17 protein-coding genes and 1 tRNA gene are annotated in these 20,680 nt (G+C 63.4%); 8 read left to right on the top strand and 10 right to left on the bottom strand.

Translation table 11 applies throughout. The features are described 5' to 3' along the window. Positions 1-116: 116 nt before the first annotated feature. Positions 117-1,268 carry a tRNA 2-thiouridine(34) synthase MnmA gene (mnmA, locus tag CCK88_RS11340; RefSeq protein ID WP_086470529.1) on the top strand — a complete coding sequence of 384 codons (1,152 nt, stop codon included), beginning with the start codon at positions 117-119 and terminating at the stop codon, positions 1,266-1,268. A gap of 32 nt (positions 1,269-1,300) precedes the next feature. On the opposite strand, the gene CCK88_RS11335 is transcribed toward mnmA, so the two are convergent. Then, positions 1,301-1,483, bottom strand: coding sequence for a hypothetical protein (locus CCK88_RS11335; protein WP_140048968.1), 183 nt, complete (start codon positions 1,481-1,483; stop codon positions 1,301-1,303). 97 nt (positions 1,484-1,580) lie between these two features. Here CCK88_RS11335 and CCK88_RS11330 point away from each other — a divergent pair, with 97 nt between their 5' ends. Then, entirely contained in the window at positions 1,581-2,150 is a 570-nt protein-coding gene (locus CCK88_RS11330) for an RNA polymerase sigma factor (RefSeq protein ID WP_425290620.1), read from the top strand. Beyond that, positions 2,147-4,192, top strand: coding sequence for a vWA domain-containing protein (locus tag CCK88_RS11325; protein ID WP_086470526.1), 2,046 nt, complete (start codon positions 2,147-2,149; stop codon positions 4,190-4,192). The genes CCK88_RS11330 and CCK88_RS11325 overlap by 4 nt, the downstream gene beginning before the upstream one ends. Positions 4,193-4,342: 150 nt before the next feature. Here CCK88_RS11325 and CCK88_RS11320 read toward each other — a convergent pair whose 3' ends face one another. Then, positions 4,343-5,293, bottom strand: a complete 951-nt coding sequence (locus CCK88_RS11320; protein ID WP_086470525.1) for a ring-cleaving dioxygenase — start codon at positions 5,291-5,293, stop codon at positions 4,343-4,345. Positions 5,294-5,400: 107 nt separating this feature from the next. Next, entirely contained in the window at positions 5,401-5,736 is a 336-nt protein-coding gene (locus CCK88_RS11315; RefSeq protein WP_086470524.1) for a putative quinol monooxygenase, read from the bottom strand. A 98-nt stretch (positions 5,737-5,834) separates the two neighbouring features. Here CCK88_RS11315 and CCK88_RS11310 point away from each other — a divergent pair, with 98 nt between their 5' ends. The 4 genes from CCK88_RS11310 (at position 5,835) to CCK88_RS11295 (ending at position 10,816) form a co-directional block, all read left to right on the top strand. Continuing rightward, positions 5,835-7,070 carry a putative DNA modification/repair radical SAM protein gene (locus CCK88_RS11310; RefSeq protein WP_086470523.1) on the top strand — a complete coding sequence of 412 codons (1,236 nt, stop codon included), beginning with the start codon at positions 5,835-5,837 and terminating at the stop codon, positions 7,068-7,070. After that, a complete protein-coding gene (locus tag CCK88_RS11305) occupies positions 7,070-8,539 on the top strand; it encodes a UdgX family uracil-DNA binding protein (protein WP_086470522.1) in 1,470 nt (489 codons plus the stop codon). Before CCK88_RS11310 ends, CCK88_RS11305 begins: the two co-directional genes overlap by 1 nt. A gap of 55 nt (positions 8,540-8,594) precedes the next feature. Beyond that, positions 8,595-8,671 (top strand) — tRNA-Met (locus CCK88_RS11300). A 156-nt stretch (positions 8,672-8,827) separates the two neighbouring features. Next, positions 8,828-10,816, top strand: coding sequence for an NAD(P)-binding protein (locus CCK88_RS11295; protein WP_086470521.1), 1,989 nt, complete (start codon positions 8,828-8,830; stop codon positions 10,814-10,816). Positions 10,817-10,837: 21 nt separating this feature from the next. Here CCK88_RS11295 and CCK88_RS11290 read toward each other — a convergent pair whose 3' ends face one another. The 7 genes from CCK88_RS11290 to CCK88_RS11260 all read right to left on the bottom strand — a co-directional run bounded on the left by CCK88_RS11290 (position 10,838) and on the right by CCK88_RS11260 (position 19,149). Further along, positions 10,838-11,089 (bottom strand): hypothetical protein, encoded by a 252-nt coding sequence (locus CCK88_RS11290; RefSeq protein WP_086470520.1) that lies wholly within the window; start codon positions 11,087-11,089, stop codon positions 10,838-10,840. A 114-nt stretch (positions 11,090-11,203) separates the two neighbouring features. Further along, the gene (locus CCK88_RS11285; protein ID WP_086470519.1) at positions 11,204-13,195 is read right to left on the bottom strand and encodes an alpha/beta hydrolase domain-containing protein; all 1,992 of its coding nucleotides are present in this window, start codon (positions 13,193-13,195) and stop codon (positions 11,204-11,206) included. A gap of 21 nt (positions 13,196-13,216) precedes the next feature. Beyond that, a complete protein-coding gene (locus CCK88_RS11280) occupies positions 13,217-14,053 on the bottom strand; it encodes an ATP-binding cassette domain-containing protein (RefSeq protein ID WP_086470518.1) in 837 nt (278 codons plus the stop codon). Next, on the bottom strand, positions 14,050-15,825 hold the full coding sequence (locus CCK88_RS11275) for a dipeptide/oligopeptide/nickel ABC transporter permease/ATP-binding protein (RefSeq protein ID WP_086470517.1): 1,776 nt from the start codon (positions 15,823-15,825) through the stop codon (positions 14,050-14,052). The genes CCK88_RS11280 and CCK88_RS11275 overlap by 4 nt, the downstream gene beginning before the upstream one ends. Further along, entirely contained in the window at positions 15,822-16,763 is a 942-nt protein-coding gene (locus CCK88_RS11270; RefSeq protein WP_086470516.1) for an ABC transporter permease, read from the bottom strand. The genes CCK88_RS11275 and CCK88_RS11270 overlap by 4 nt, the downstream gene beginning before the upstream one ends. A gap of 12 nt (positions 16,764-16,775) precedes the next feature. After that, positions 16,776-18,284: an ABC transporter substrate-binding protein gene (locus CCK88_RS11265; protein ID WP_244557475.1), complete on the bottom strand. Its 1,509-nt coding sequence runs from the start codon at positions 18,282-18,284 to the stop codon at positions 16,776-16,778. 190 nt (positions 18,285-18,474) lie between these two features. After that, entirely contained in the window at positions 18,475-19,149 is a 675-nt protein-coding gene (locus tag CCK88_RS11260; protein ID WP_086470514.1) for a GntR family transcriptional regulator, read from the bottom strand. A gap of 125 nt (positions 19,150-19,274) precedes the next feature. On the opposite strand from CCK88_RS11260, the gene CCK88_RS11255 reads away from it, so the two are divergent. Beyond that, positions 19,275-20,663 carry a malonyl-CoA decarboxylase gene (locus CCK88_RS11255; protein ID WP_086470924.1) on the top strand — a complete coding sequence of 463 codons (1,389 nt, stop codon included), beginning with the start codon at positions 19,275-19,277 and terminating at the stop codon, positions 20,661-20,663. The last annotated feature ends 17 nt before the right edge of the window (positions 20,664-20,680 follow it).

The raw sequence follows: 20,680 nt of genomic DNA, 5'->3' as shown, positions 1-20,680 counted from the left end.
CTGCCGGGCAGGCGGCAAAAGCTGCCGGGTGCGATGATGGACAGGCGCGGCGCTTTTGCGTATGGAAGCCCGACATCGTAGCCGCTGGCCCTTGAACCCAACCGGATACCCAGGAAATGCTGAACTCGCTTGATATTGCCAAGCGCCCAGAGGACACGCGCGTCGTCGTCGCCATGTCCGGGGGCGTGGATTCCTCCGTCGTTGCCGGATTGCTCGCCCGCGAGGGTTATGAAGTCGTCGGCGTCACCCTGCAGCTTTACGATCACGGCGAGGCCGTGCACCGCAAGGGCGCCTGCTGCGCCGGGCAGGATATCCACGATGCGCGCCGCGTCGCCGCCACGCTGGGCATCCCGCACTATGTCCTCGATTACGAGGAGCGGTTCAAGAACGCGGTCATCGAGCCCTTCGCCAATGCCTATCAGCAGGGTGAGACGCCGGTGCCGTGCATCGCCTGCAACCAGTCGGTCAAGTTCGTCGACCTGATGACGGTCGCGCAGGATCTGGGTGCCGACGTGCTGGCCACCGGCCACTATGTGCAGACCAGACTCGGCGCCGACGGCAAGCGGCATCTGTTCCGGCCGGTCGACAACGATCGCGACCAGTCCTACTTCCTGTTCGCCACCACGCAGAGCCAGCTCGATTTCCTGCGCTTTCCTCTGGGGGGCATGGGCAAGGCCGAAGTGCGCCAGCACGCGCGCGACATGGGTCTCGAAATCGCCGAAAAGCACGACAGCCAGGACATCTGCTTCGTGCCGCAGGGCAAGTATGCCGACATCATCGCCAGGATGCATCCCGAGGCGCTGGCCAAGGGCCAGATCGTCCATCTCGATGGCCGGGTGCTGGGCGAGCACGAAGGCATCGTCCATTACACCATCGGGCAGCGCAAGGGCCTGGGCATTGCCGCCGGCGAGCCGCTCTACGTGATCAAGCTCGATCACCGCACCATGCAGGTCATCGTCGGTCCGCGCGAAGCGCTCAAGACCCACACCGTGCGCCTGCGCGATGTCAACTGGCTGGGCGGCATGCCCCTGGCCGAGGCGGCAGCTGGCAATGGTGCACCGGTCGAGGTCAAGGTCCGCTCCACCCGCGGCCCGCAGCCCGCCGTCATCCAGATGCAGGGCAGCGATGTCTATGTCACGCTGATGAGCGGCGAATACGGCATCTCGCCGGGCCAGGCCTGCGTCTTCTATGCCGATGACAGCGAGAGCAGCGAAGTGCTGGGCGGCGGCTTCATCGCCGAGGCCGTGCCCCAGGCGCTGGTGGCCTAGTTCTTCCCGCCAGGGGAGGAGGCGGGGCGGCGTCAGTTCCCCGCCGGCTGCACCGCATTCGGGCTGTTCGCCTGCGCTGCTTCCTTGAGCGCGTTGTATGAGCCGAGGCCGCCCATCATCATCGAGACGGTGATCAGCAGCACCAGCGCGCCCATGGCGAGCAGGAAGATGCGGGTGCGGTTGAGGCCGAAGGGGCCGTTTTTCTGGTCGGTCATGGCACCTTCCGCAAGCGTGGAAATAATCGGCAGCCCGCCCAAAGGAGTGGCCGGGCCCCGTCGTCATAGGCACTAGAATAGCCCGGAGAGGCAAGAAGTGCATGCTCAAGTGATGGGACTGACCGCCGCACCCCCGCCGGACCCGCAGGACGCGCTTACCGACGCCCTCGTGGCGCGCGCCCGGCGCGGCGACGGCGACGCCTTCGGGGCACTGATCGAAAGTCAGTACGATCGCATCTACCGCACCGCCTGGCGCTGGTGCGGGCATCCGACCGATGCGGAGGACATCGCCCAGGATGTCTGCGTCAAGATCGGCCGCGCCATTGCCGCCTTCGACGGGCGCAGCGCCTTTTCCAGCTGGGTCTATCGCATCACGCTCAATGCCGTGCGCGACTGGCAGCGGGCCGGCGCGCGGCGCGGCCGCCATGCCCATGCCTATGCCGAGGTCAGCCCGAGCGAGGTCGAACCCGAGCAGGAGGCGGCGGCCACCAGCCGTCAGCTCTGGGAGGCGGTCCGGACCCTGCCGGAAAAGCAACGCGACGCAGTGCTGCTGGTTTATGCCGAGGAGCTGAGCCATGCCGAAGCTGCCGCCATCATGGGCATCAAGGAGGCCACTGTCGGCTTCCACGTATTCGAAGCCCGCAAGACATTGAGGGGGCTGCTATGAGCTTTCCTGAAGACCACGATCCCCTCGAAGGCCTCAAGGCCGGTGCCGTGCCCGCGCCGCGTGCGGAGGCGAAGACCCGTGCTTTGTCCGCCGCGCGCGCCGCGTTCGATGCCGAAGCGAAAAACTCCTCCGCCGCAACCAAAGGACGTGCCCCGGGCAGCCGTCTCAGGTCCATCATCAATTCCTTGAAGGGGATTTCGATCATGGACTTGCGCATTCCCGTCGGCACCGCTGCCATCGCCCTCCTCGTGCTGCCGCTCGGCTGGCAGCTCTACACGTCCACCGCGCTGACCCCGGGCGGGCAGGGGCCAGAATTCGCCCAGGTCGCTCAGCCGGCCGAGGAGCCGGTCGTCGCGCCGCAGGGCGAAACCAAGGTCGCGGCCCCGCGCGAGAAGGTCATCACTGCGGCCGACTCCCTGGCCGCTGCGCCAGAACCGATGATGGCCGAGAGCGAGATGGCGCCTCCCGCGCTCGTCGACATGGCCGCGCCGCCGGCTCCCATGCCCGCACCAACAGGCATCGTGCCGCAAATGATGACGCGCTCGGCCGGCCAGAGCCTTTCCGTGCCGCTCAGCCAGGCCGCCCAGCCCAGCGGCGACCAGTTCACGTCGTTCGACGAGCAGCGCCTCAAGGTCGCCGCGGAAGAACCTGTCTCGACCTTCTCGCTCGATGTCGACACGGCGAGTTACGCCTATACCCGCCGGATGCTCGAGGACGGCCTCGTTCCCGAGCGCGACGCGGTGCGCATCGAAGAGTTGATCAATTACTTCCCCTACGATTACCCGCCGGCTCCCAGCGCGGAAACGCCTTTCGAGCCGACCATTTCGATCTATCCCACGCCGTGGAACGCCAAGACGCAGATCATGCAGATCGGCATCAAAGGGTTCGAACCGTCTTTTGCCGATACCAGGAGCAACCTTGTCTTCCTGATCGATACGTCGGGATCGATGGACGCAGCCGACAAGCTGCCGCTGCTCAAGCGCGCCTTTGGCCTGCTGCTCGAGCAGCTTTCGGAGAACGATACCGTTTCCATCGTCACCTATGCCGGCTCGGCCGGCGTGGCGCTAGAGCCGACGCCCGCCAGCGACAAGGCAAAAATCATGGCGGCGATCGACCAGCTCAACCCCGGCGGCAGCACCGCCGGCGCGCAAGGCATCGAACTCGCCTACCGGCTTGCCGACCAGGCGCGCATTGCCGATGGCACAAACCGGGTGATCCTCGCGACCGATGGGGATTTCAACGTGGGTCTCGACGACCCAGAAAAGCTCGAGGACTTCATCGCCGACAAGCGCCGGACTGGCATCAGTCTGTCCGTACTCGGCTTCGGTCGCGGCAATCTCGACGACGCGACCATGCAGGCGCTGGCCCAGAATGGCAATGGCAATGCCAGCTACATTTCGAGCTTCGCGGAGGCCCGCAAGGTGCTGGTCGAGGAGATCGGCGGCACGCTGCACACCATCGCCAAGGATGTGAAGGTGCAGGTCGAGTTCAATCCTGCCGTCGTCGCCGAGTATCGGCTCATCGGTTATGAGACCCGCCACCTCAATCGCGAGGACTTCAACAACGATGCCGTGGATGCCGGCGACGTCGGGGCTGGCACGACCGTCACCGCCCTTTACGAAATCACGCCGACCGGCTCGGGCGGCGAAGTGGTCGATCCCCTGCGATACGGCGCCGGCACCGAACCGACCGCGTCCGGGGAAATCGCCTTCCTCAAGATGCGCTACAAGTTGCCCGACAGCGATGTCAGCCAGCTGATCGAGGAGCCCGTGACCTCGAGCGTCGTCTATGGGGACATTGCCGATGCGGGCATCGACGCCCAGTTCGCCGCAGCCGTCGCCGCCTTCGGCCAGAAGATCAAGGGGAGCGTCTATGGCGCGTCGATGCGCTGGAGCGAAATCGAGGCGCTTGCCCAGGCCGGTCGCGGCAGCGACGAAGCCGGTTACCGGGCCGAGTTCATCCGTCTGGTGGATACGGCAAGCCTGCTGAAGCCGGATACCGATACGGATGGGTGTGAGGTGGGTGTGAGCGGCTGCAACTAGCACACTGCTTGGCGGGGATAGATACCCCCACCCGTCCTCCCCCTGAAGAGGGGGAGGGGGCCGCCGGTGGTTCACATTTTTCGAAGCGCACTCGATGCATCCCTCCCCCTTCTTCAGGGGGAGGTCAGGTGGGGGTTCTTCCCCCAGGGCTCAAACCAGCGGCTTCAATCCCGCCTCGATCTGGGCGCGCCGACCTTCCAGGAAGGGCGGCAGGCTCAGGGTTTCGCCGAGGCTTTCCATCGGCTCGTCGGCGGCAAAGCCGGGAACGTCGGTTGCAATTTCGAACAGCACGCCGTTGGGCTCGCGGAAATAGAGCGAGGTGAAGTAGAACCGCTCGACTTCGCCCGACGAGCGGATGCCGAAGCTGTTCACCCGTTCGATCCACTCGCGCAGCGAATCCTGGTCCGGAGTGCGGAACGCCACATGATGGACGCCACCGGCACCGGGCCGGGCCCGCGGCAGGCTCGGGTCAACCGAGACATGCAGTTCGGCGGCCGGGCCGCCCGGACCCATTTCATAGACGAAGACTTCGCCATTGCGCTCGCGGGCCGGATAGTGCCTCACCTGCCGCATGTTCATGACGCGGGTCAGCATGGCGTCGGTGGGTTCGAGCGCGGGGACCGACAGGGTGATCGGCCCGAGGCCGATGATCTGCCTGTCTTCCGGCACGGGCGACTTGCCCCAGGGAATGACCTTGTTCTTCTCGTCGACGACGAGGCGGAAGCGCTGGCCTTCGAAATCCTCGAAATCGAGCGAGACATGGCCGAAGCGTTCCTTGATGCCTGAGGTGCCGACATTGTGCGACTGCAGATGATCCTTCCACCACTGCAGCGTTTCCGCGCTATCGACGCGCAGGCCGGTGCGGCCCACGGTGTGGTTGCCGCGCTGCTCGCGCAGGGTGTTGAAGTCGAAAAACGTCAGGTCCGCGCCGGGCGAGGCCACGCCATCGCCGTAGAACAGGTGATAGGCCGAGGTATCGTCCTGGTTCACCGTCTTCTTGATCAAGCGCATGCCCAGCGTCTGGGTGTAAAACTGCAGATTTTTCGGCGCGTCGGCCGTTACAGCGGTCAGGTGATGGATGCCGCCAAGTTCGAGGGTCATTTCCAAAACTCCCATTCGTCGCGGCGCCCGGCGCCGTGTTTCGAGAGGGAATGTATGAAAGGAACCAAGGCTTGCCTAGCAAGCCAGTCGTGACGGATTGGTGTCGATTATTGAACGATGGTCGATAGCGGTTGAAGAAACGTCAGGACCGAATTGGGTTCGGTGATCAGCTCACGCAGCGCCGCATTGAAGACCGCACCGTAATCGGCGCCGATATGTGCTTCGAAAGCAGCACGGTCCTGATAGACCTCATAGACCACGAACCGCGCGGGATCGTCCAACCGGCGATGACAGTCGAAGACGATATTGCCCGGTTCCTGCCGCACCTTCTGGGCTAGGCCTGCAAGAAGAGCGTCCACCGCGTCGGCCTTGCCAGGGCGCGCGGTAAATTCGGCAATCAGCGTCACCGCTCGGTCGGCGGGCAGTCGCGCCAGAACATCCATGTGTCTCTCCCCGCCCCGATCACAAAATCCGGACATATGTCATTTTGACATGCGCTTGCGGACCAAGCCAGCTATTCATCTGGAACAAAGGATGAACAATGGTCGCCCTGAACCTTACGCGCAAGCTTGCCATTCTGGCAGATGCTGCCAAGTACGACGCTTCCTGCGCCTCCAGCGGCAGCGAAAAACGCAACTCGGCCGGGACCAAGGGTATTGGCTCCACCGAAGGCAGTGGCATTTGTCATTCCTATGCGCCGGACGGCCGCTGCATCAGTCTCCTCAAACTGCTGCTGACCAATTTCTGCATCTACGATTGCTCCTACTGCATCAACCGGTCGTCCTCGAACGTGCAGCGGGCACGTTTTTCGGTGGACGAAGTGGTGCAGCTGACGCTCGATTTTTACCGCCGCAACTACATCGAGGGGCTGTTTCTCTCTTCGGGCATCATCAAATCGCCCGACCATACGATGGAGGAGATGGTCCGCGTCGCCCGGACGCTGCGCGAGGTCCACCTCTTCCAGGGCTATATCCACCTCAAGGTCATTCCCAATGCCGCGCCGGAACTGCTGGTCGAGGCGGGACGCTGGGCCGATCGCCTGTCCACCAATATAGAATTGCCGACGGACTCGGCGCTCGAAACCTTCGCGCCGGAAAAGCGCCCGTCCGAAATCCGGACTGCCATGGCCCGGCTTCGCGGCAAGCTCGATGAGGCAAAGCTGGAAGGAAAGCCCAAGGCCAAACCACAGAAATTCGCTCCCGCGGGGCAGTCGACGCAGATGATCGTCGGCGCCGATGGCGCCAATGATGCTGCCATTCTCAATCGCGCGGCGGGGCTCTATTCCGGCTACCAGCTGAAGCGCGTCTATTATTCCGCGTTCTCGCCCATACCCGATGCCAGCGCCAAGCTGCCGTTGAAGCCGCCACCGCTGATGCGCGAGCATCGACTCTATCAGGCCGACTGGCTGATCCGCTTTTATGGGTTCGATGTTCCCGAGATCGTTGCGGGCGGGCAGGGCGGCGATCTTGATCTCGCGATCGATCCGAAGCTGGCCTGGGCGCTGAAGCGCCGGCAGGAGTTCCCTGTCGACGTCAATCGTGCCGAGCGCGAGCGGCTGCTGCGCGTGCCGGGCCTGGGGATCAATGCGGTCGACCGGATCATACGGTCGCGCCGTCATCATCGCCTGTCGTTGGCCGATGTGGCGCGCATGGCCGCATCCATCGACAAAGTGCGCCCCTTCATCATCTGTTCGGACTGGACGCCAGGTTCGGCGCTCGACGACGGCAAATTGCGCCAGAAGCTGACGCCGGCGCCCATGCAGCTGAGCCTCTTCTGATGCTCGCCGTTCGCCTCCAAAAGCTGAACGACTTTTCCGAGTGGCGCGACAAGGCGCGCCGCCTGCTTGTTGCCGGCATGCCACCGAGCCAACTGGTCTGGCGGGCCGCTTCGGACGAGAATGGTTTGTTCGAGGCAGGCGACGACATGTTGCCTACAGCCGACGGTCCGGTCGGCACTGTGCCGCGATCGTTCATCGATCTTGCACACGAAGTTATCCAGCATTCCAATCTGGAACGCTTCGCCATTCTTTATCGCGTGCTGTGGCGATTGCAGGCCGATCCGCGTCTTCTCAGCAACGCCGGCGATAAAGATAACAGTCTGCTAACGAATATGGCTTCTGCGGTGAGGCGAGACGCACACAAGATGAAAGCTTTCGTGAGATTTCGCTCGGTTTTGAGCGAAAACGGCGAAACCTTTCTCGCCTGGTTCGAGCCCGACCACTACGTGCTGGAAGCGACCGCTCCATTCTTCGCGCGGCGCTTTGCGGGCATGCGCTGGGGCATTGTTACCCCCTATGCAAGTGCTTGGTGGGACATGGAAAAAATCGAATTCGGGCCGGGCGGAAACAAGGGCGATGTGCCGGCCGAGGATGCCGTGGAGGATGACTGGAAGACCTACTACGCCTCGATCTTCAATCCGGCCCGTCTAAAGGTCTCGATGATGAAGAGCGAAATGCCGGTCAAATACTGGCGCAACCTGCCCGAGGCCGAGATCATTAGCCCCTTGATTCGAAACGCAAAAGCGATGGAGCAGGAGATGATAGAGCGTGCCGCAACGCAGCCCCCGGCCCATCATCTGCGTCGCAAGGCAAGAGAACCGGAAGTTCAGCAAAACCATGAACTTACGTCGCTCGCCGCCGCGCGCGAGGCGGTTCAGGACTGCCGCCGGTGCCCCCTTTACGAACAGGCGACCCAGGCCGTTTTCGGGGAAGGGCCGGAGCAGGCGCAGGTCATGTTCGTGGGCGAACAGCCGGGTGATCAGGAGGACCTGGCCGGGCGCCCCTTCGTCGGCCCTGCGGGCCAAGTCTTTGACGAAGCTATCGAAAAGGTCGGCATCGATCGCAAGCGCATCTATGTGACAAATGCCGTCAAGCACTTCAAATTCGAGCCGCGCGGCAAGCGCCGCATCCACCAGCGGCCCGATGGCGGCGAGGTCCAGGCCTGCAAATTCTGGCTCAACCTCGAGCTGCAGTTCGTAAAGCCCCGTCTCGTGGTTGCGCTGGGTGCCACGGCGGCCCAGAGTCTTCTTGGCAAGGCCAGCGTCACCATCAGCAAGCTGCGTGGTCAACCCATTGAAATGCCTGACGGATCGATGCTGCTGGTGACCAACCATCCATCCTATCTGCTGCGCATCCCCGATGCCGAAGGCCGACAGGTCGAGCGCGCCAAGTTCGAGGCGGACCTGGCCCTGGCGCGGGACATGCTGCTCAGTCTGGAAAAATCCGGGAGCGCACGTGGCAATGCTTGACAGGACAAGTGCCTAAACCTAATTAGGCCACATCGGCGTTGCCGGTGCCCCTTGGGGCGGAGTAGCTCAGTTGGTTAGAGCAGCGGAATCATAATCCGTGTGTCCCCAGTTCAAATCTGGGCTTCGCTACCAATCAAACCCCCGGGAAACCGGGGGTTTTTGTTTTCCTGGATTGGTGATGCGGACGCGGTGGGGATGCGCAATCGCGCGGTTCATCCTCGTTCAACCCATTGCCAGGTCCTTCAATTCCCAGCATGTTTGCTCGCAAACCGTTGAAGGACAAACGCAATGAGCTTTTCGGACCGCGATCGAAGACTGGGTATGGATCGGCCGATCTCGCGCCGCGATTTTCTGAACGGTGTCGCCATGGCCACGGCTGGTGTCGCTGCGACGGCCCTTATGCCGAAAGGCGTTTTCGCGCAGGGAGCGGCTCCCGCCGGTGGTGATCCAAGCAAGCTGACCGGCCTTCGCGGTCACAGCGAAACGGCGATGAACGTCATGCATGCGGTGCGGGACGGGACGTTCTGGGATTCTGCCCCGACGGTGACCGAGACGGGCGAGCGCTACGATCTGGTCGTGGTTGGTGGCGGCATTTCCGGGCTTGCGGCGGCCCGCTTGTTCCAGCGGCAGAAGCCTGACGCTACCATCCTGATCCTCGAGAACAACGATGATTTCGGCGGTCATGCGCGGCGCAACGAGTTCGTCGCCAGCAACGGACAGACGCTGATCGGCTATGGCGGTTCGCAGTCGCTGCAGACACCGACCTATTTTTCGCCGCTGGTCAAAGACCTGCTCGCCGACATCGGGGTCGAGTACGAGAAGTTCGAAACATACTACGATCGCGACTGGCACGAAGAGCGCGGCCTGGGCGATGCCATCCTCTTCCGCAAGGAAGACTGGGACATGGCAGAGGACGTGCTTGTTGTGACCGCCGACAGCGCTGCCGAATGGGTGCCAGCGACGCCGCTCAACGACGAAGCGAAGGCCAATCTGATCGAGCTTCTGGACTCTCCGCCCGATTACCTTGCCGGCAAGAGCCGCGAGGAAAAGTTCGAGCAGCTGGCGCAGACCACCTATGCCGACTTCCTGACCGAAATCTGCGGCTATGATCCGCAGTTGGTCAAATATTTTCAGCGTTCGACCGAGGCCTATTTCGGCATGGGCATCGACGGCACCACGGCGCTCGATGCATGGGGCAACTGGAACCCCGGCTTCGACGGCATGGATCTGGGTGACCGGCCCTACAAGACCATGAGCCCCTCCGGCCGTCTCGCGCTCACTGACCCCGATCCCTACATCTACCACTTCCCCGACGGCAATGCGGGCGTGGCCCGCTCGCTGGTGCGCACGTTGATCCCCGAGGCTTTGCCCGGCACGACGATGGAAGACCTGGTGACGACCTCCGTCGACTACGCGCAGCTCGATGTCGAGGGCAATCCGGTGCGCCTGCGCCTCAATGCATCCGTGGTCCGCGTCAAGCACGACGGCGAACCGGAGGCCGCGACCGGCGTGACGGTGACCTACCTCGAGGGTGACACGCTCCAGACTGTCGCTGCGGAGCAGGTCGTGCTTGCCTGCTGGCACCGCATTATCCCCTACCTGACCGACGAACTCGGCGCCGAGCAGGTCGAGGCCCTCAACGACCAGCACAAGATCCCGCTCATCTATACCAATGTGCAGCTGCGCAATTGGGAAGCGCTGGACAAGGCCAAGATCGCCGGCTTCTCGGACCCGACGGGTTTCTGGAAGGGCGCCGAGATCGATTTCCCCGTCTCCATGGGCAGCTACCGTTTTGCCCAGGAGCCGGCTGATCCGATCATTCTGCACCTGAGCAAAATCCCGCTGACCGGCGATCCGTCAATGAGTGCGCGCGAGCAGGCGGCCGCCGGGCGGCATGCGCTGACGCAGATTTCGTTCGAGGACATGGAGCGCGAGATCCGCGACATGCTGCAGCGGGCGCTCGGGGCTCACGGGTTCGATGCTGCCCGCGACATCGAGGGGATCACCTGCAACCGCTGGAGCCACGGCTACGCCCTCGAATACATGCGCCCATGGGATCAGTTCTGGCCCGATGGTCCGCTGCCCATCGAGACGGCGCGCCAGCCGTGGGGACGCGTGGCGATCGCCAATTCGGATTCCGGTGCCTATGCCTATGTGCATTCGGCCATCGATCAGGCAGCGCGCGCGGTCCACGATCTCCTGGGCGACAGCGCCACGCTGACGGACTATAGCCGCTTCCCCGGCCCGCCGGTCGAGATGCTCGACCTGGTCGAGTAGCGAACGGGCACGCTCGGGGCGTCAATCCTCGAGCGTGTCGTCCACATCGGTCTCCGGCCTGTCGCCGCCCTGCGCCAGCTCTTCGTGCCACTGGCCCTTGCTGTCCTGATACTGGATAGCCTCGCTGTCGCCCGCGACCTGCTGGCGCTGAGCGGCTGCAAGGGCCGCCTCATGGGCCGCCCGGTGTGTGGGATAGGTTTCGGAAAAGACGTCTCCGACCTTGTAGGCAAAGCCGCCGTCGTGTTCGACCACGTCGTAGGTCACATGCGCCATGGTGTGTCTCCTTGTGTCAGAGGCACAAACCAACGAGGGCGACCGAAGTTGCCCCAAACAATATGATAGCGCTGAGATCGGCGGGTCTGAACTCCCGCGCGCCGTGCCTCGGGTTCAGAGGGAATGGACGTGGTTGATGGCGCCCCAGTTGGCCGAGTAGCCCACGAATTCCTCCAGGCCGCCGGCGATTATGAAGCCGTCGGCGAGAAGTATTTCGGCGGCAGCCCAGATGGCGCTTTGATAACTCTGCGGAGTGGGAAAGCGGGTCAGGATATCTGGTCTCGGATCGGCCGTCAGCGCAGCCTGCTCGGGCGTTTCCGGGAATGGGAGGTAGGCGCCCATGAACGGGAACATCTTGCCTTGGGCGTGACCGGGGCCTCGCAAATTCCAACCGGTGTAGGTTCCCAGAGGCGCCGAGAGCATGGGCGGACGGATACCCGCGATATCGTTGCCATCTCGGTCAGCCGCAGGGACCAGAACGGTGTAGGAGCCTTCGCCGAGAGGCGGATTGGCGGGTGCGGCGCCGCCGCGGGCAAAGTCTGCGCCGTAGTCGATCAGCGGCAGGGCGTTGACATCCCGTGGCAGAATTGATCCCGCTATGCCGGGAAAACTCTCGACATAGCGGGCCACCGGCACCAGCGTGCCGTCACCGACACTGGGAATGCGGGACGCCGGCGGTTGCTGTCCATCCCGCAGCCAGGCCTGCATCAGGACCAGAGTCCCGACGTCGAAGGGCGCGGTGATGACATTGTTCATGAGATAGGCGCACGGTCCTGCGACCGGCTTCATCGGCGGGGAGAACGGCGTGTGATGCGATCCCGTCCAGAGGTAGACGCGCACATCGTCTGGTTGCGCCAGATCGTTGCCCGCAGTGTCTGTGTGTACCAGGGAGCCGCGGCGGTGCCAGTATTCGGCAGAGCTTTGTGTGTGGATGACCTTTGGATCGGTCGGCGGACGCTTGAGAATGGCGTCTTGCGCGCCCGTCAGGTGGTCGGTCGACCGCGCATAGGAGAAGGGGAAGAGATCGGAGGGGTTGTCGTGGTCCTCATAGTCCCGCGCCGCTGCGATCGACAGATTGGAATAGCGGTTCATGGGGATCTTGCCTGCCCCGGCGATGTGGGGCAGCGCGCCGTCAAAGATCCGCCGGCCCCGGTGATCGGCATTGAAGCCGCGCCAGAGGAATTCGCGAAGAGCGCGACCGGCCTGTGACCGCCCTGCGCCTATGGTGCGGGAGATGGTCCCGCAAAGCGGATTGCCATCGGTCTCGTGCCGGAGAAACGAAACCAGTTCGCCCATGACCAGAAAGCCGACATCGAGTGCGAGGGCGCCGGTGGCATCGTATTCCAGCTGATAGATCCAGCCCGGACGAAAACCGGTGGAAAGGCGCAGATGGCTGTCGCTGGGCCAGATGGCGTTTTCGGGTGGAGGAAATCCGAGCTTGCCGCCGGGAGACGTTTCCACCCGCTCGAAGGCCCAGGCGTCCGAGGCAATCTCCTCGCGCGCGCTGTCCGGATAGCGCCGCCGGGTCAGACGGGCGCGGGATGTATCGAGCGACGCAGCGGGATAGGAGCGCATGCTGGTCATGCCCGAAAGGGGGACGACCGAAATCCCTTCCTCGAAGACGACATACTCCGTTGCGATACGGGTAGGGGCATCGTCGGTATAGCCGGGCAGGCTCATGGTCAGACGACCGTCGCCGGGCAACACGTCACCCTGCCAGGCGACTGAGAGAAGAGTGTAGCCTTCCTTGAGCAACCAGCCATTGCCCGCATCGGCGGGACGACGGGGCAGGTTGGTCATCGGCCCGTTGTTGTAGGTGTGCAGCAGGCGCCTGCCGCCGCGGTTCACAAGTTCGACCAATAGCGTGCCATTGGCCATCGTGGGATCGGCGGGAGCGAGAATGGAGAAATCGCCCCAGGCGTGGATCAGTCCGTCGGGCCCGGTAGTGATACTGGCCGGCGTGTAGATGCCGTCCGCACCGATGGCCTCGCCCCCGATGGCGAGATGAGCGCAACCCTCGATCAGCCGGTAGGCTCCTCGTTCGCCAAAAGCCTGCGCATTGGCGAAGGGAATGTCGGTCTCAATCTCAAGGCTTATCACGCTCATGCCGCGATCCTGTTGGCTTGTTTACGACGTGGCCGCGAGGGCTTCGAAGGCCTTGCGCCGCTCAATCTGGCGGATGGGGTGGGCCACGGGAGCAGCGAGCATCAGGCGGCGGGTATAGGGATGTTCGGGGCGTGCGGTGACCTGATCGCAATCGCCATACTCGACGATCTCGCCGCGGCTCATCACGGCGACGCGGTGGCTGATATGTCGGACGACGGAAAGGTCATGACTGACAAAGAGATAGGCAACGCCGGTCTCCTTCTGGATATCCACAAAAAGGTCGAGGACGCGGGCCTGCGTTGACAGGTCGAGAGCAGAGACCGGTTCGTCGCAGACGATGAGCTTGGGTGAGAGCGCCAGGGCCCGGGCGATGGCAACGCGCTGGCGCTGTCCGCCGGAGAACTCGCGGGGATAGCGCTGACCGGCATCGGAGGGCAGCGCCACCTGATCGAGCAAAGTGCGAACGCGCGCAAGGGCTTGCGGACGGGCCATGGTGCCGGTCGCGACAAGCGGTTCGGCAAGGATGTCCTCGATGGTCATCGAGGGATTGAGCGAGGTGTAGGGGTCCTGAAAGACCGCCTGGATATTGATGTTCCTCAGTCGCCGCTGGCGCGGTGTCATCTTGCCGATGTCATGTCCGTCGAAAGTAATTTCGCCCGATGTCACCGGTCCGATGCCGAGGACCGATCGGCCGAGGGTGGTCTTGCCCGAGCCGGATTCTCCAACCAGACCAACAGTTTCGCCGGGGCGAACGTCGATGGACACGCCATGCAGAGCGCGGAAGCCGCGGCGCTTGAGGCCCTTGGCGCCGAATTCGACGACGAGGTCGCGGACGGTGAGGATGGGTTGGATCGTCATGCCGCAACTCCTGTCGACGAGGGCGGGACATAGGCGGGCGGCGTCGAGTTCTCGAGCGTCGAACCGAGCAGCATCCTGGTGTAGTCGTGCTGCGGATTTGTGAACAGGTTGGTAACGTCTGATGCCTCCACCACGCGACCATCACGCATGACGGCGACCCGATCGCAGCTATCGGCGACGACGCCGAAATTGTGGGTCACAAGGATGACCGACATGTGGAACTCTTCCTTGAGGTCGCGCAGGAGTTTGAGCACTTCGGCCTGGACGGTGACGTCGAGGGCGGTAGTCGGCTCGTCGGCGATGAGCAGGTCGGGATTGCAGGAGACGGCGCCGGCGATGAGGACACGCTGGGCCATGCCACCCGAGATCTCGTGCGGGTAGGCGTTGAAGGCACGCATGGGATCGGGGAGCCCGACTCGGGCCAACAGCGCCAGGGCGCGCTTTTTCGCCTCGGCTTCGGAAATTCCGAGAACAGTGCGCATGGGTTCGACGAGCTGGAAGCCGATGCGGAAGGCCGGATCGAGATTGCTCATCGGCTCCTGGGGCACATAGGCGAGGCGCTTGCCGCGCAGCTTGTGCATGGACGCTTCGTCTAGACTGGTCAGGTCCTGGCCGTCAAAGACGATGGAACCCGAGACCACGCGGCCGCCGGACGACAGAAGACCGAGGACGGAGAAGGCCGTCTGGGTCTTGCCCGAGCCGCTTTCGCCGACGAGGCCGAGTGTTTCGCCGCGCTTGAGTTCGAGGCTGACGCCCTTGACCACTTCCTTGAGACCTGACGGCGTGTCGTAGCCGACGACGAGATCGGAAATGCGCAGGATGGTATCGGCCGGAGGCAGCGCTACCGGCTTTTGCGTGAGGGCGCGGCTCGCTGCGAGCTTGCGGGCCCTGGCACGGGCGCCGTGGCCGCCGGACGAGGATTTCTGCATCCAGTCGCGCATGGTGTTGCCGAGCAGGACCAGCGAGGCGACGGTCAGGGAGATGGCGAGGCCTGGCCACAGGATCGAGGTTGGCGCCACGTAGATGTTGGCAAAGGCGTCCTGCAGCATGCCGCCCCAGGTCGGGGTGCGCGGGTCGCCAAGCCCCAGAAATTCGAGACCGGACTGGATGACAATGGCGACACCCGAGACGATGGCGATCTGAATGACGATGGGCGCGCGGATGACGAGCAGGATGTGACGGGCGATGATGCGGGCATCCGACAGGCCGGAAACGCGGGCGGCATCGACGTAGAGCTCGTTCTTGACGCCCATGACGAGATTGCGCGTCAGCCGGAAAAAGCCCGGCGCCAGCATGACGCCGAAGACGGCCATGGAGAGATAGACGGAGGAGCCCAGGACCTTGAAGAAGGCGAGGAGGACGATGAGCGAGGGCAGGGCCATCAGCGCGTCCGACACCCAGCCGGCGATGAAGTCGAAGGCCTTGCCGAAATAGCCGGCGATGAGGCCGGTGGTGACGCCGAGGATGGTGGCGACGCCGACGGCGACGAGCGCTCCAAGCAGCGTGTTCCTCGCGGCAAAGAGCAGGCGGCTGAAAATGTCGCGACCGCCGCTGTCCCCACCGAGCCAGTAGGAGGTATCGGCGGCTCCGTTCATCATGTCGAGGCGCACATTGCCCGGATTGTTGGGTGCAACAAACGGCGCCAGCACAGCGGCCAGGACCATGACGACGAGCACGAGGCTGGCGGCAATGCCGAGGGGGCTGCGCAAAACGGCCTTGAGGGCGCCCTTGGTGGGATTGGTCGCTGCGGGAGCGGCTGCGGCAGTGCTCATTTGAGGCGCACCTTCGGATTGACCCAGGCATTGGCCAGGTCGATGAGGAGATTGACGAGGCTGACCAGCAGCACCAGCACAATAACGATGCCCATGATCACGGGCGTATCGCCTGAGAGCGACGCATCGACCGTCAGCGAGCCCATGCCGGGGATGGCGAACACACGCTCGATGATCACGGCGCCCGAAAGCAGCGCGATGAACTGCAGCGAGAGGACGGTGAGGGCGGGCGGGGTCGCATTGCGCAGGGCATGGCGGAAGAGAATGGAGGCCGGCGAGACGCCGCGGGCCCGCAGGGTGCGGATATAGTCCTGCTCGAGCACGTCGATGACGGCGCCGCGCACCTGCTGGGCGGCCGAGGCGATGCCCCCGACCACGAGGGCCGCCACCGGCAATGCGAGGGATGCTGCCCATCCCGAGACTGAGCGGGTGAGCGGCACATAGCCGGTGGCGGGGAACCAACGCAGGGAAACTGCGAAGGTGAGGACGAGAATCAGCGCAATCCAGAAATTGGGCAGCGAGAAGCCGAGCACCGAGATGAACTGGATGAGCCGATCGAGCCAGCCACCATACACCGCCGCCGCGACGCCCAGCAGAACGCTGATGACGGTCATGACCGTTATGGCAGTGATGACCATGGAGAGGGTCACCGGCAGGCGGTTGGCGATCGCCGAGGCCACCTGTTCATTGGTGGTCCAGGATTTCCCGAGATTGCCGGTGACGGCTTTGCCAAGCCAGGTCACATATTGAGTGGGCAGGGGCTGATCTAGCCCCAGCTCCGCATTGAGCGCGTCGACCTGTTCCTGGCTCGCGCTTTCTCCCAGGATATTGCGGGCCGCGTTCTGCGCCGAACTGAACACCAGCACGAAGGTGAGGCTGGTCAGCACGAAGACGAGGATGGCGGCGGCGCCCAAGCGCCTGAGGAGAAAGCCGAGCATCGGAGAAGCTCCTTAGTTGGCCGGCGCGAAGTTGCGCGGCCAGGGGACGATGTTCTGGTTCTGCATCTCCACCTTGGTGTCCGCATCGGTCAGGTAGATGGCGTCGACCATGAACCAGGGGGCGAAGAATGCATTTTCGGTGATGTAGCGGTTGGCCGCCTTCATCGCCTCGTCCTGGGCTTCACCAGTGGCGAGCTGGGCCGCTGTCAGCAGGTCATCGAGCGCCGGATCATCGACATGCGAGGTGTTCCAAGGCGATTCAGCGAAGGCGAAGCGACGGAAATCCATCCAGGCGGTCTGGCTGGCGAGCGACATCAGGAACAGCGGATACTTGCCGGCGAGCAGGTCGGCGATAAAGGCATTGGCCGCCACCTTTTCCCACTCGATGGTGATGTTGAGCTGATTGAGCGTCTGCTCGATGATTGGCTCATAGGAGGCAAAGCCGGGGGTCGAGGGCATCTTGACGGTGAAGCCGTTCTCGAAGCCAGCCTCCTTCATAAGCTCGCGCGCCTTGTCGATGTTGTAGGAATAGGTGCCCACAAGCGTCTCGTCGAAAGCCTGGCTCTGCAGATTGAACGGCTGGTCGATGACCGCGCCGCGATCGAGCAGCAAGTGCTTGACGAGAGCTTCCTTGTCGAAGGCGAAGTTGAGAGCCTGGCGGACACGGACGTCGGCGAGAGCCGGAACGACCTTGCCTTCGCGGTCGGCGATGATGAGGCCCTGCCAGTCGACCTGGGTGGCGTTCACAGTGAGACCCGCGCCTTCAGCCTCGGCAATGGATTTGGCGTCGGCAGCAGCGGCGTCGATCTGGCCGGACTTGAGGGCGTTGAGGCGCGCGGAAAGATCGTTCATCGGAATGATGACCATCTTTTCGAACGGGTAAGCGTCCTTGTTCCAGTAGTCGGCATTGCGCGTATAGACGTATTGGCGACCGGCAACAGTTTCGGTGGCATCGAGCACATAGGCGCCGCTGCCCACCGGGGTGGTGGCGCTGGCTTCGGTGCCGAGCGTCGCCGGGCTGGCCATGGCGCCGCCGACCATGCCGAGGTATCCGAGGAGGCCCGGATCGGGGGCGTTCAGCACGAGGTTCACTTCGTAGTCGGAGACGATCTCGACGTCCTTGACCGAGCCGACCATGTAGCTGTTCTGGCCAGCCGCATCGCGGATATATTCGATGTTGGCCTTCACGGCCTCTGCGTTGAACGCAGCGCCATCGGTGAAGGTCACACCCTCGCGCAGCTTGAGATTGAGGACGGTATTGTCGTCATTGTAGGTGAATTCGGTTGCCAGATTGGGCTGGGCGACCATCTGCGGATCGAGCACCAGCAGCGTATCGAACACCGGCATCCAGTACTGGACGCGGTGGCCAATCTGCAGGGCGCCGACATCGAAGCTGTTGTTGTCAACGGTGCTGGCGAGGCTGAGCGTCGTCGCGTCATCGTCCTGTGCCAGGGCCGGCACGGCCAGGTTGAGGGTCATCAGGCTGACTGCCACGAAGGCAGAGCGCATAAAGGTCTTCATGTTTTCCTCCTACCGGCGTGCAGAGCCGGCTGCGGCCCACACCATGTGAGACCGCATTGCTACCGTTGAGGGTGCGTTGTGAGTTTGGTGATTGCCGGTGCGGTGCTCAGGACGAGACGCTGCTGGACGGCGGGTTCAGGCCTAGCGGATGAAGCGGGTCGTGCTGGTCGTCATCGTTCCTCCCAGTCGGTCAGACTGTCTTTGCTGTTTTTTTGTCGTCGGCACGCAGGCTTGCGACGAGGTCGCTGAACCTGTCGCCCTGTACAGAAATGTGTGAGCGCATCACCAGGCGTGCGTCATCCGACCGGCCCTCGAGGATAGCCTCGACGACGGCGATGTGCTCCGCCAGGGAATTCTTGAGGCGGTTGCGGACGCGCAGCTGCAGGCGTCGATAGGGACGGAGCCGGCGATGCAAAGTGGTGCACTGGTCCTGCAGGAAATCGCTATGCGACGCCACGTAGACGAGGCGGTGGAATTCCTCGTTTTCGTAGTAGTAGGCGTCGGCATCCTCGGTTTCGGCTGCGGTTTCACACGCGCGGATCGCAGCTTCGAGCGCGAGCTTGTCCTCGACGGTGTGCCGGCGCGCGGCGAGGCTGGCGGCCATGCCCTCGAGTTCGGCCATGACCTCGAACATCTCGTACAGTCGTTCCGGCGTCGGATCGTCGACGATCGCGCCGCGGCGGGGGCGGATTGAGACGAGGCCGATAGCGCTGAGCTGCATCAAAGCCTCGCGGATCGGCGTGCGGGACACGCCAAAACGCTGCGCAAGCTGAACCTCATCGAGGCGTTCGCCCCGAGCGAATTCGCCCGTGACAATGCCGTTCTCGATCTCGTCGCGCAATTTATGGAACGCGTTGGCGCTCACATCTCTCTCCCGTGTTGCTGGCTTAATATGCGAGATTGCAGTTTGTGTATACAAGAAAATTGACTTTGCATAATTTAGGTCTTAGTCCTCGGTCATCAGCATGGTTTCACATGTGGAGGGAAACAGTGCCTGCCGCTTCCTTTTTGAACGACATGCTGCAAGCCCTGGCGATCAAGGGTCGTCGCCTGATCGGGCAGTGGGACAATGCTGCTCTCGATGTTGCACCCACCGTCGCCATTCCCAGCCTCGAAGACGAACTCGATGCCCTCGTGTCCAGCCGCGGAGAGGCGTCGGGCACGGCGCTCGCGCAGTCCATTCTCGCGCGATGGCAGGGGCTGGATAAGGAGGGGCAGCGCGATTTCCTCACGATTCTCAACCGCGATTTCGGACCTGACCGCGCCCGCCTCGATGTGGCGATCGAGCGCTATCGGCAGGATCGGAGCGCCGCCGCCCTGACCGCGCTCAGCCATGCCGCCGAGCCGCGCCGACAGGAGCTGCTGCGGCGGCTCAACCTGGCGTCGGGCGGCACGGCGACACTAGTGAAGATGCGCGAAGTCCTGCTCAAGGCGATGGCCGATGATCCGGAGCTCAAGGCGGTGGATGCCGATTTCCTCCATCTGTTCACCTCGTGGTTCAACCGCGGCTTCCTGATCCTCAAGCCGATCGACTGGACGACACCGGCCAATATTCTTGAAAAGATCATCCAGTACGAGGCGGTGCACGATATCGGCGGCTGGGACGAGTTGCGCCGGCGACTCCAGCCTTCCGACCGGCGTTGTTTCGCCTTCTTCCATCCCCAACTCAACGATGAACCGCTGATTTTCGTCGAAGTTGCCCTGACCTCGGATATCCCGCAGCGCATTTCCGACGTGCTGACCGAAAACCGCCAGAAAGTGCGGCCGGACGAGGCCAGGACGGCGGTGTTCTACTCCATCTCGAACTGCCAGACCGGGCTGCGCGGCGTGTCCTTCGGCAATTTCCTGATCAAGCAGGTAGTCGACGACCTGCGCCGGGAATTGCCAAATCTCGAAACCTTCGTGACGCTTTCACCGGTACCCGGCCTTGCCCGATGGTTGGCTGCGGAGCGCGCGTCGCCATCGGTGCTCGACGACGAATTGCTGGGCCAGCTCGATGGCCTCGACATTGCCAACTGGCAGAACGACCCGGTGGAACGTGCGGCCCTGGCTCCGGCCCTCAGCGCTGCCACGGCCGCCTATTTCCTGCGCGCCCGCAGCAACGGTCGCCTGCCCGATCCTGTAGGACGCTTTCATCTGGGCAATGGCGCGCGCCTGCACCAGATCAACGCCCTGGCGGATCTGTCGCCACGTGGCCTGCGCGAAGCGCATGGCATGATGGTGAACTACCTCTACAAGCTGGACGAAATCGGCTCGAACCACGAAGCCTTCGCGGTGCAAGACAAGACAGTGGCGTCGGACGCCGTGCAGGTCCTGTTGCCCGATCCTCGCCCCACCTCAACACAAGAAGAAGTCGCTGCCGAACGCGCCATCGCCTGAGCGGTGCGTCGGGAGCC

The organism is Devosia lucknowensis, from assembly GCF_900177655.1.
GTDB lineage: Bacteria > Pseudomonadota > Alphaproteobacteria > Rhizobiales > Devosiaceae > Devosia > Devosia lucknowensis.
This window is presented reverse-complemented; position numbering and strand designations above follow the sequence as displayed.

What these genes read in the sequence shown, in the direction of transcription:
- mnmA (WP_086470529.1), top strand. Translation starts at nt 117, where the DNA reads ATGCTGAACTCGCTTGATATTGCCAAGCGCCCAGAGGACACGCGCGTC.
- CCK88_RS11335 (WP_140048968.1), bottom strand. Translation starts at nt 1,483, where the DNA reads ATGACCGACCAGAAAAACGGCCCCTTCGGCCTCAACCGCACCCGCATC.
- CCK88_RS11325 (WP_086470526.1), top strand. Translation starts at nt 2,147, where the DNA reads ATGAGCTTTCCTGAAGACCACGATCCCCTCGAAGGCCTCAAGGCCGGT.
- CCK88_RS11320 (WP_086470525.1), bottom strand. Translation starts at nt 5,293, where the DNA reads ATGACCCTCGAACTTGGCGGCATCCATCACCTGACCGCTGTAACGGCC.
- CCK88_RS11315 (WP_086470524.1), bottom strand. Translation starts at nt 5,736, where the DNA reads ATGGATGTTCTGGCGCGACTGCCCGCCGACCGAGCGGTGACGCTGATT.
- CCK88_RS11310 (WP_086470523.1), top strand. Translation starts at nt 5,835, where the DNA reads ATGGTCGCCCTGAACCTTACGCGCAAGCTTGCCATTCTGGCAGATGCT.
- CCK88_RS11305 (WP_086470522.1), top strand. Translation starts at nt 7,070, where the DNA reads ATGCTCGCCGTTCGCCTCCAAAAGCTGAACGACTTTTCCGAGTGGCGC.
- CCK88_RS11295 (WP_086470521.1), top strand. Translation starts at nt 8,828, where the DNA reads ATGAGCTTTTCGGACCGCGATCGAAGACTGGGTATGGATCGGCCGATC.
- CCK88_RS11290 (WP_086470520.1), bottom strand. Translation starts at nt 11,089, where the DNA reads ATGGCGCATGTGACCTACGACGTGGTCGAACACGACGGCGGCTTTGCC.
- CCK88_RS11285 (WP_086470519.1), bottom strand. Translation starts at nt 13,195, where the DNA reads ATGAGCGTGATAAGCCTTGAGATTGAGACCGACATTCCCTTCGCCAAT.
- CCK88_RS11280 (WP_086470518.1), bottom strand. Translation starts at nt 14,053, where the DNA reads ATGACGATCCAACCCATCCTCACCGTCCGCGACCTCGTCGTCGAATTC.
- CCK88_RS11275 (WP_086470517.1), bottom strand. Translation starts at nt 15,825, where the DNA reads ATGAGCACTGCCGCAGCCGCTCCCGCAGCGACCAATCCCACCAAGGGC.
- CCK88_RS11270 (WP_086470516.1), bottom strand. Translation starts at nt 16,763, where the DNA reads ATGCTCGGCTTTCTCCTCAGGCGCTTGGGCGCCGCCGCCATCCTCGTC.
- CCK88_RS11265 (WP_244557475.1), bottom strand. Translation starts at nt 18,284, where the DNA reads ATGAAGACCTTTATGCGCTCTGCCTTCGTGGCAGTCAGCCTGATGACC.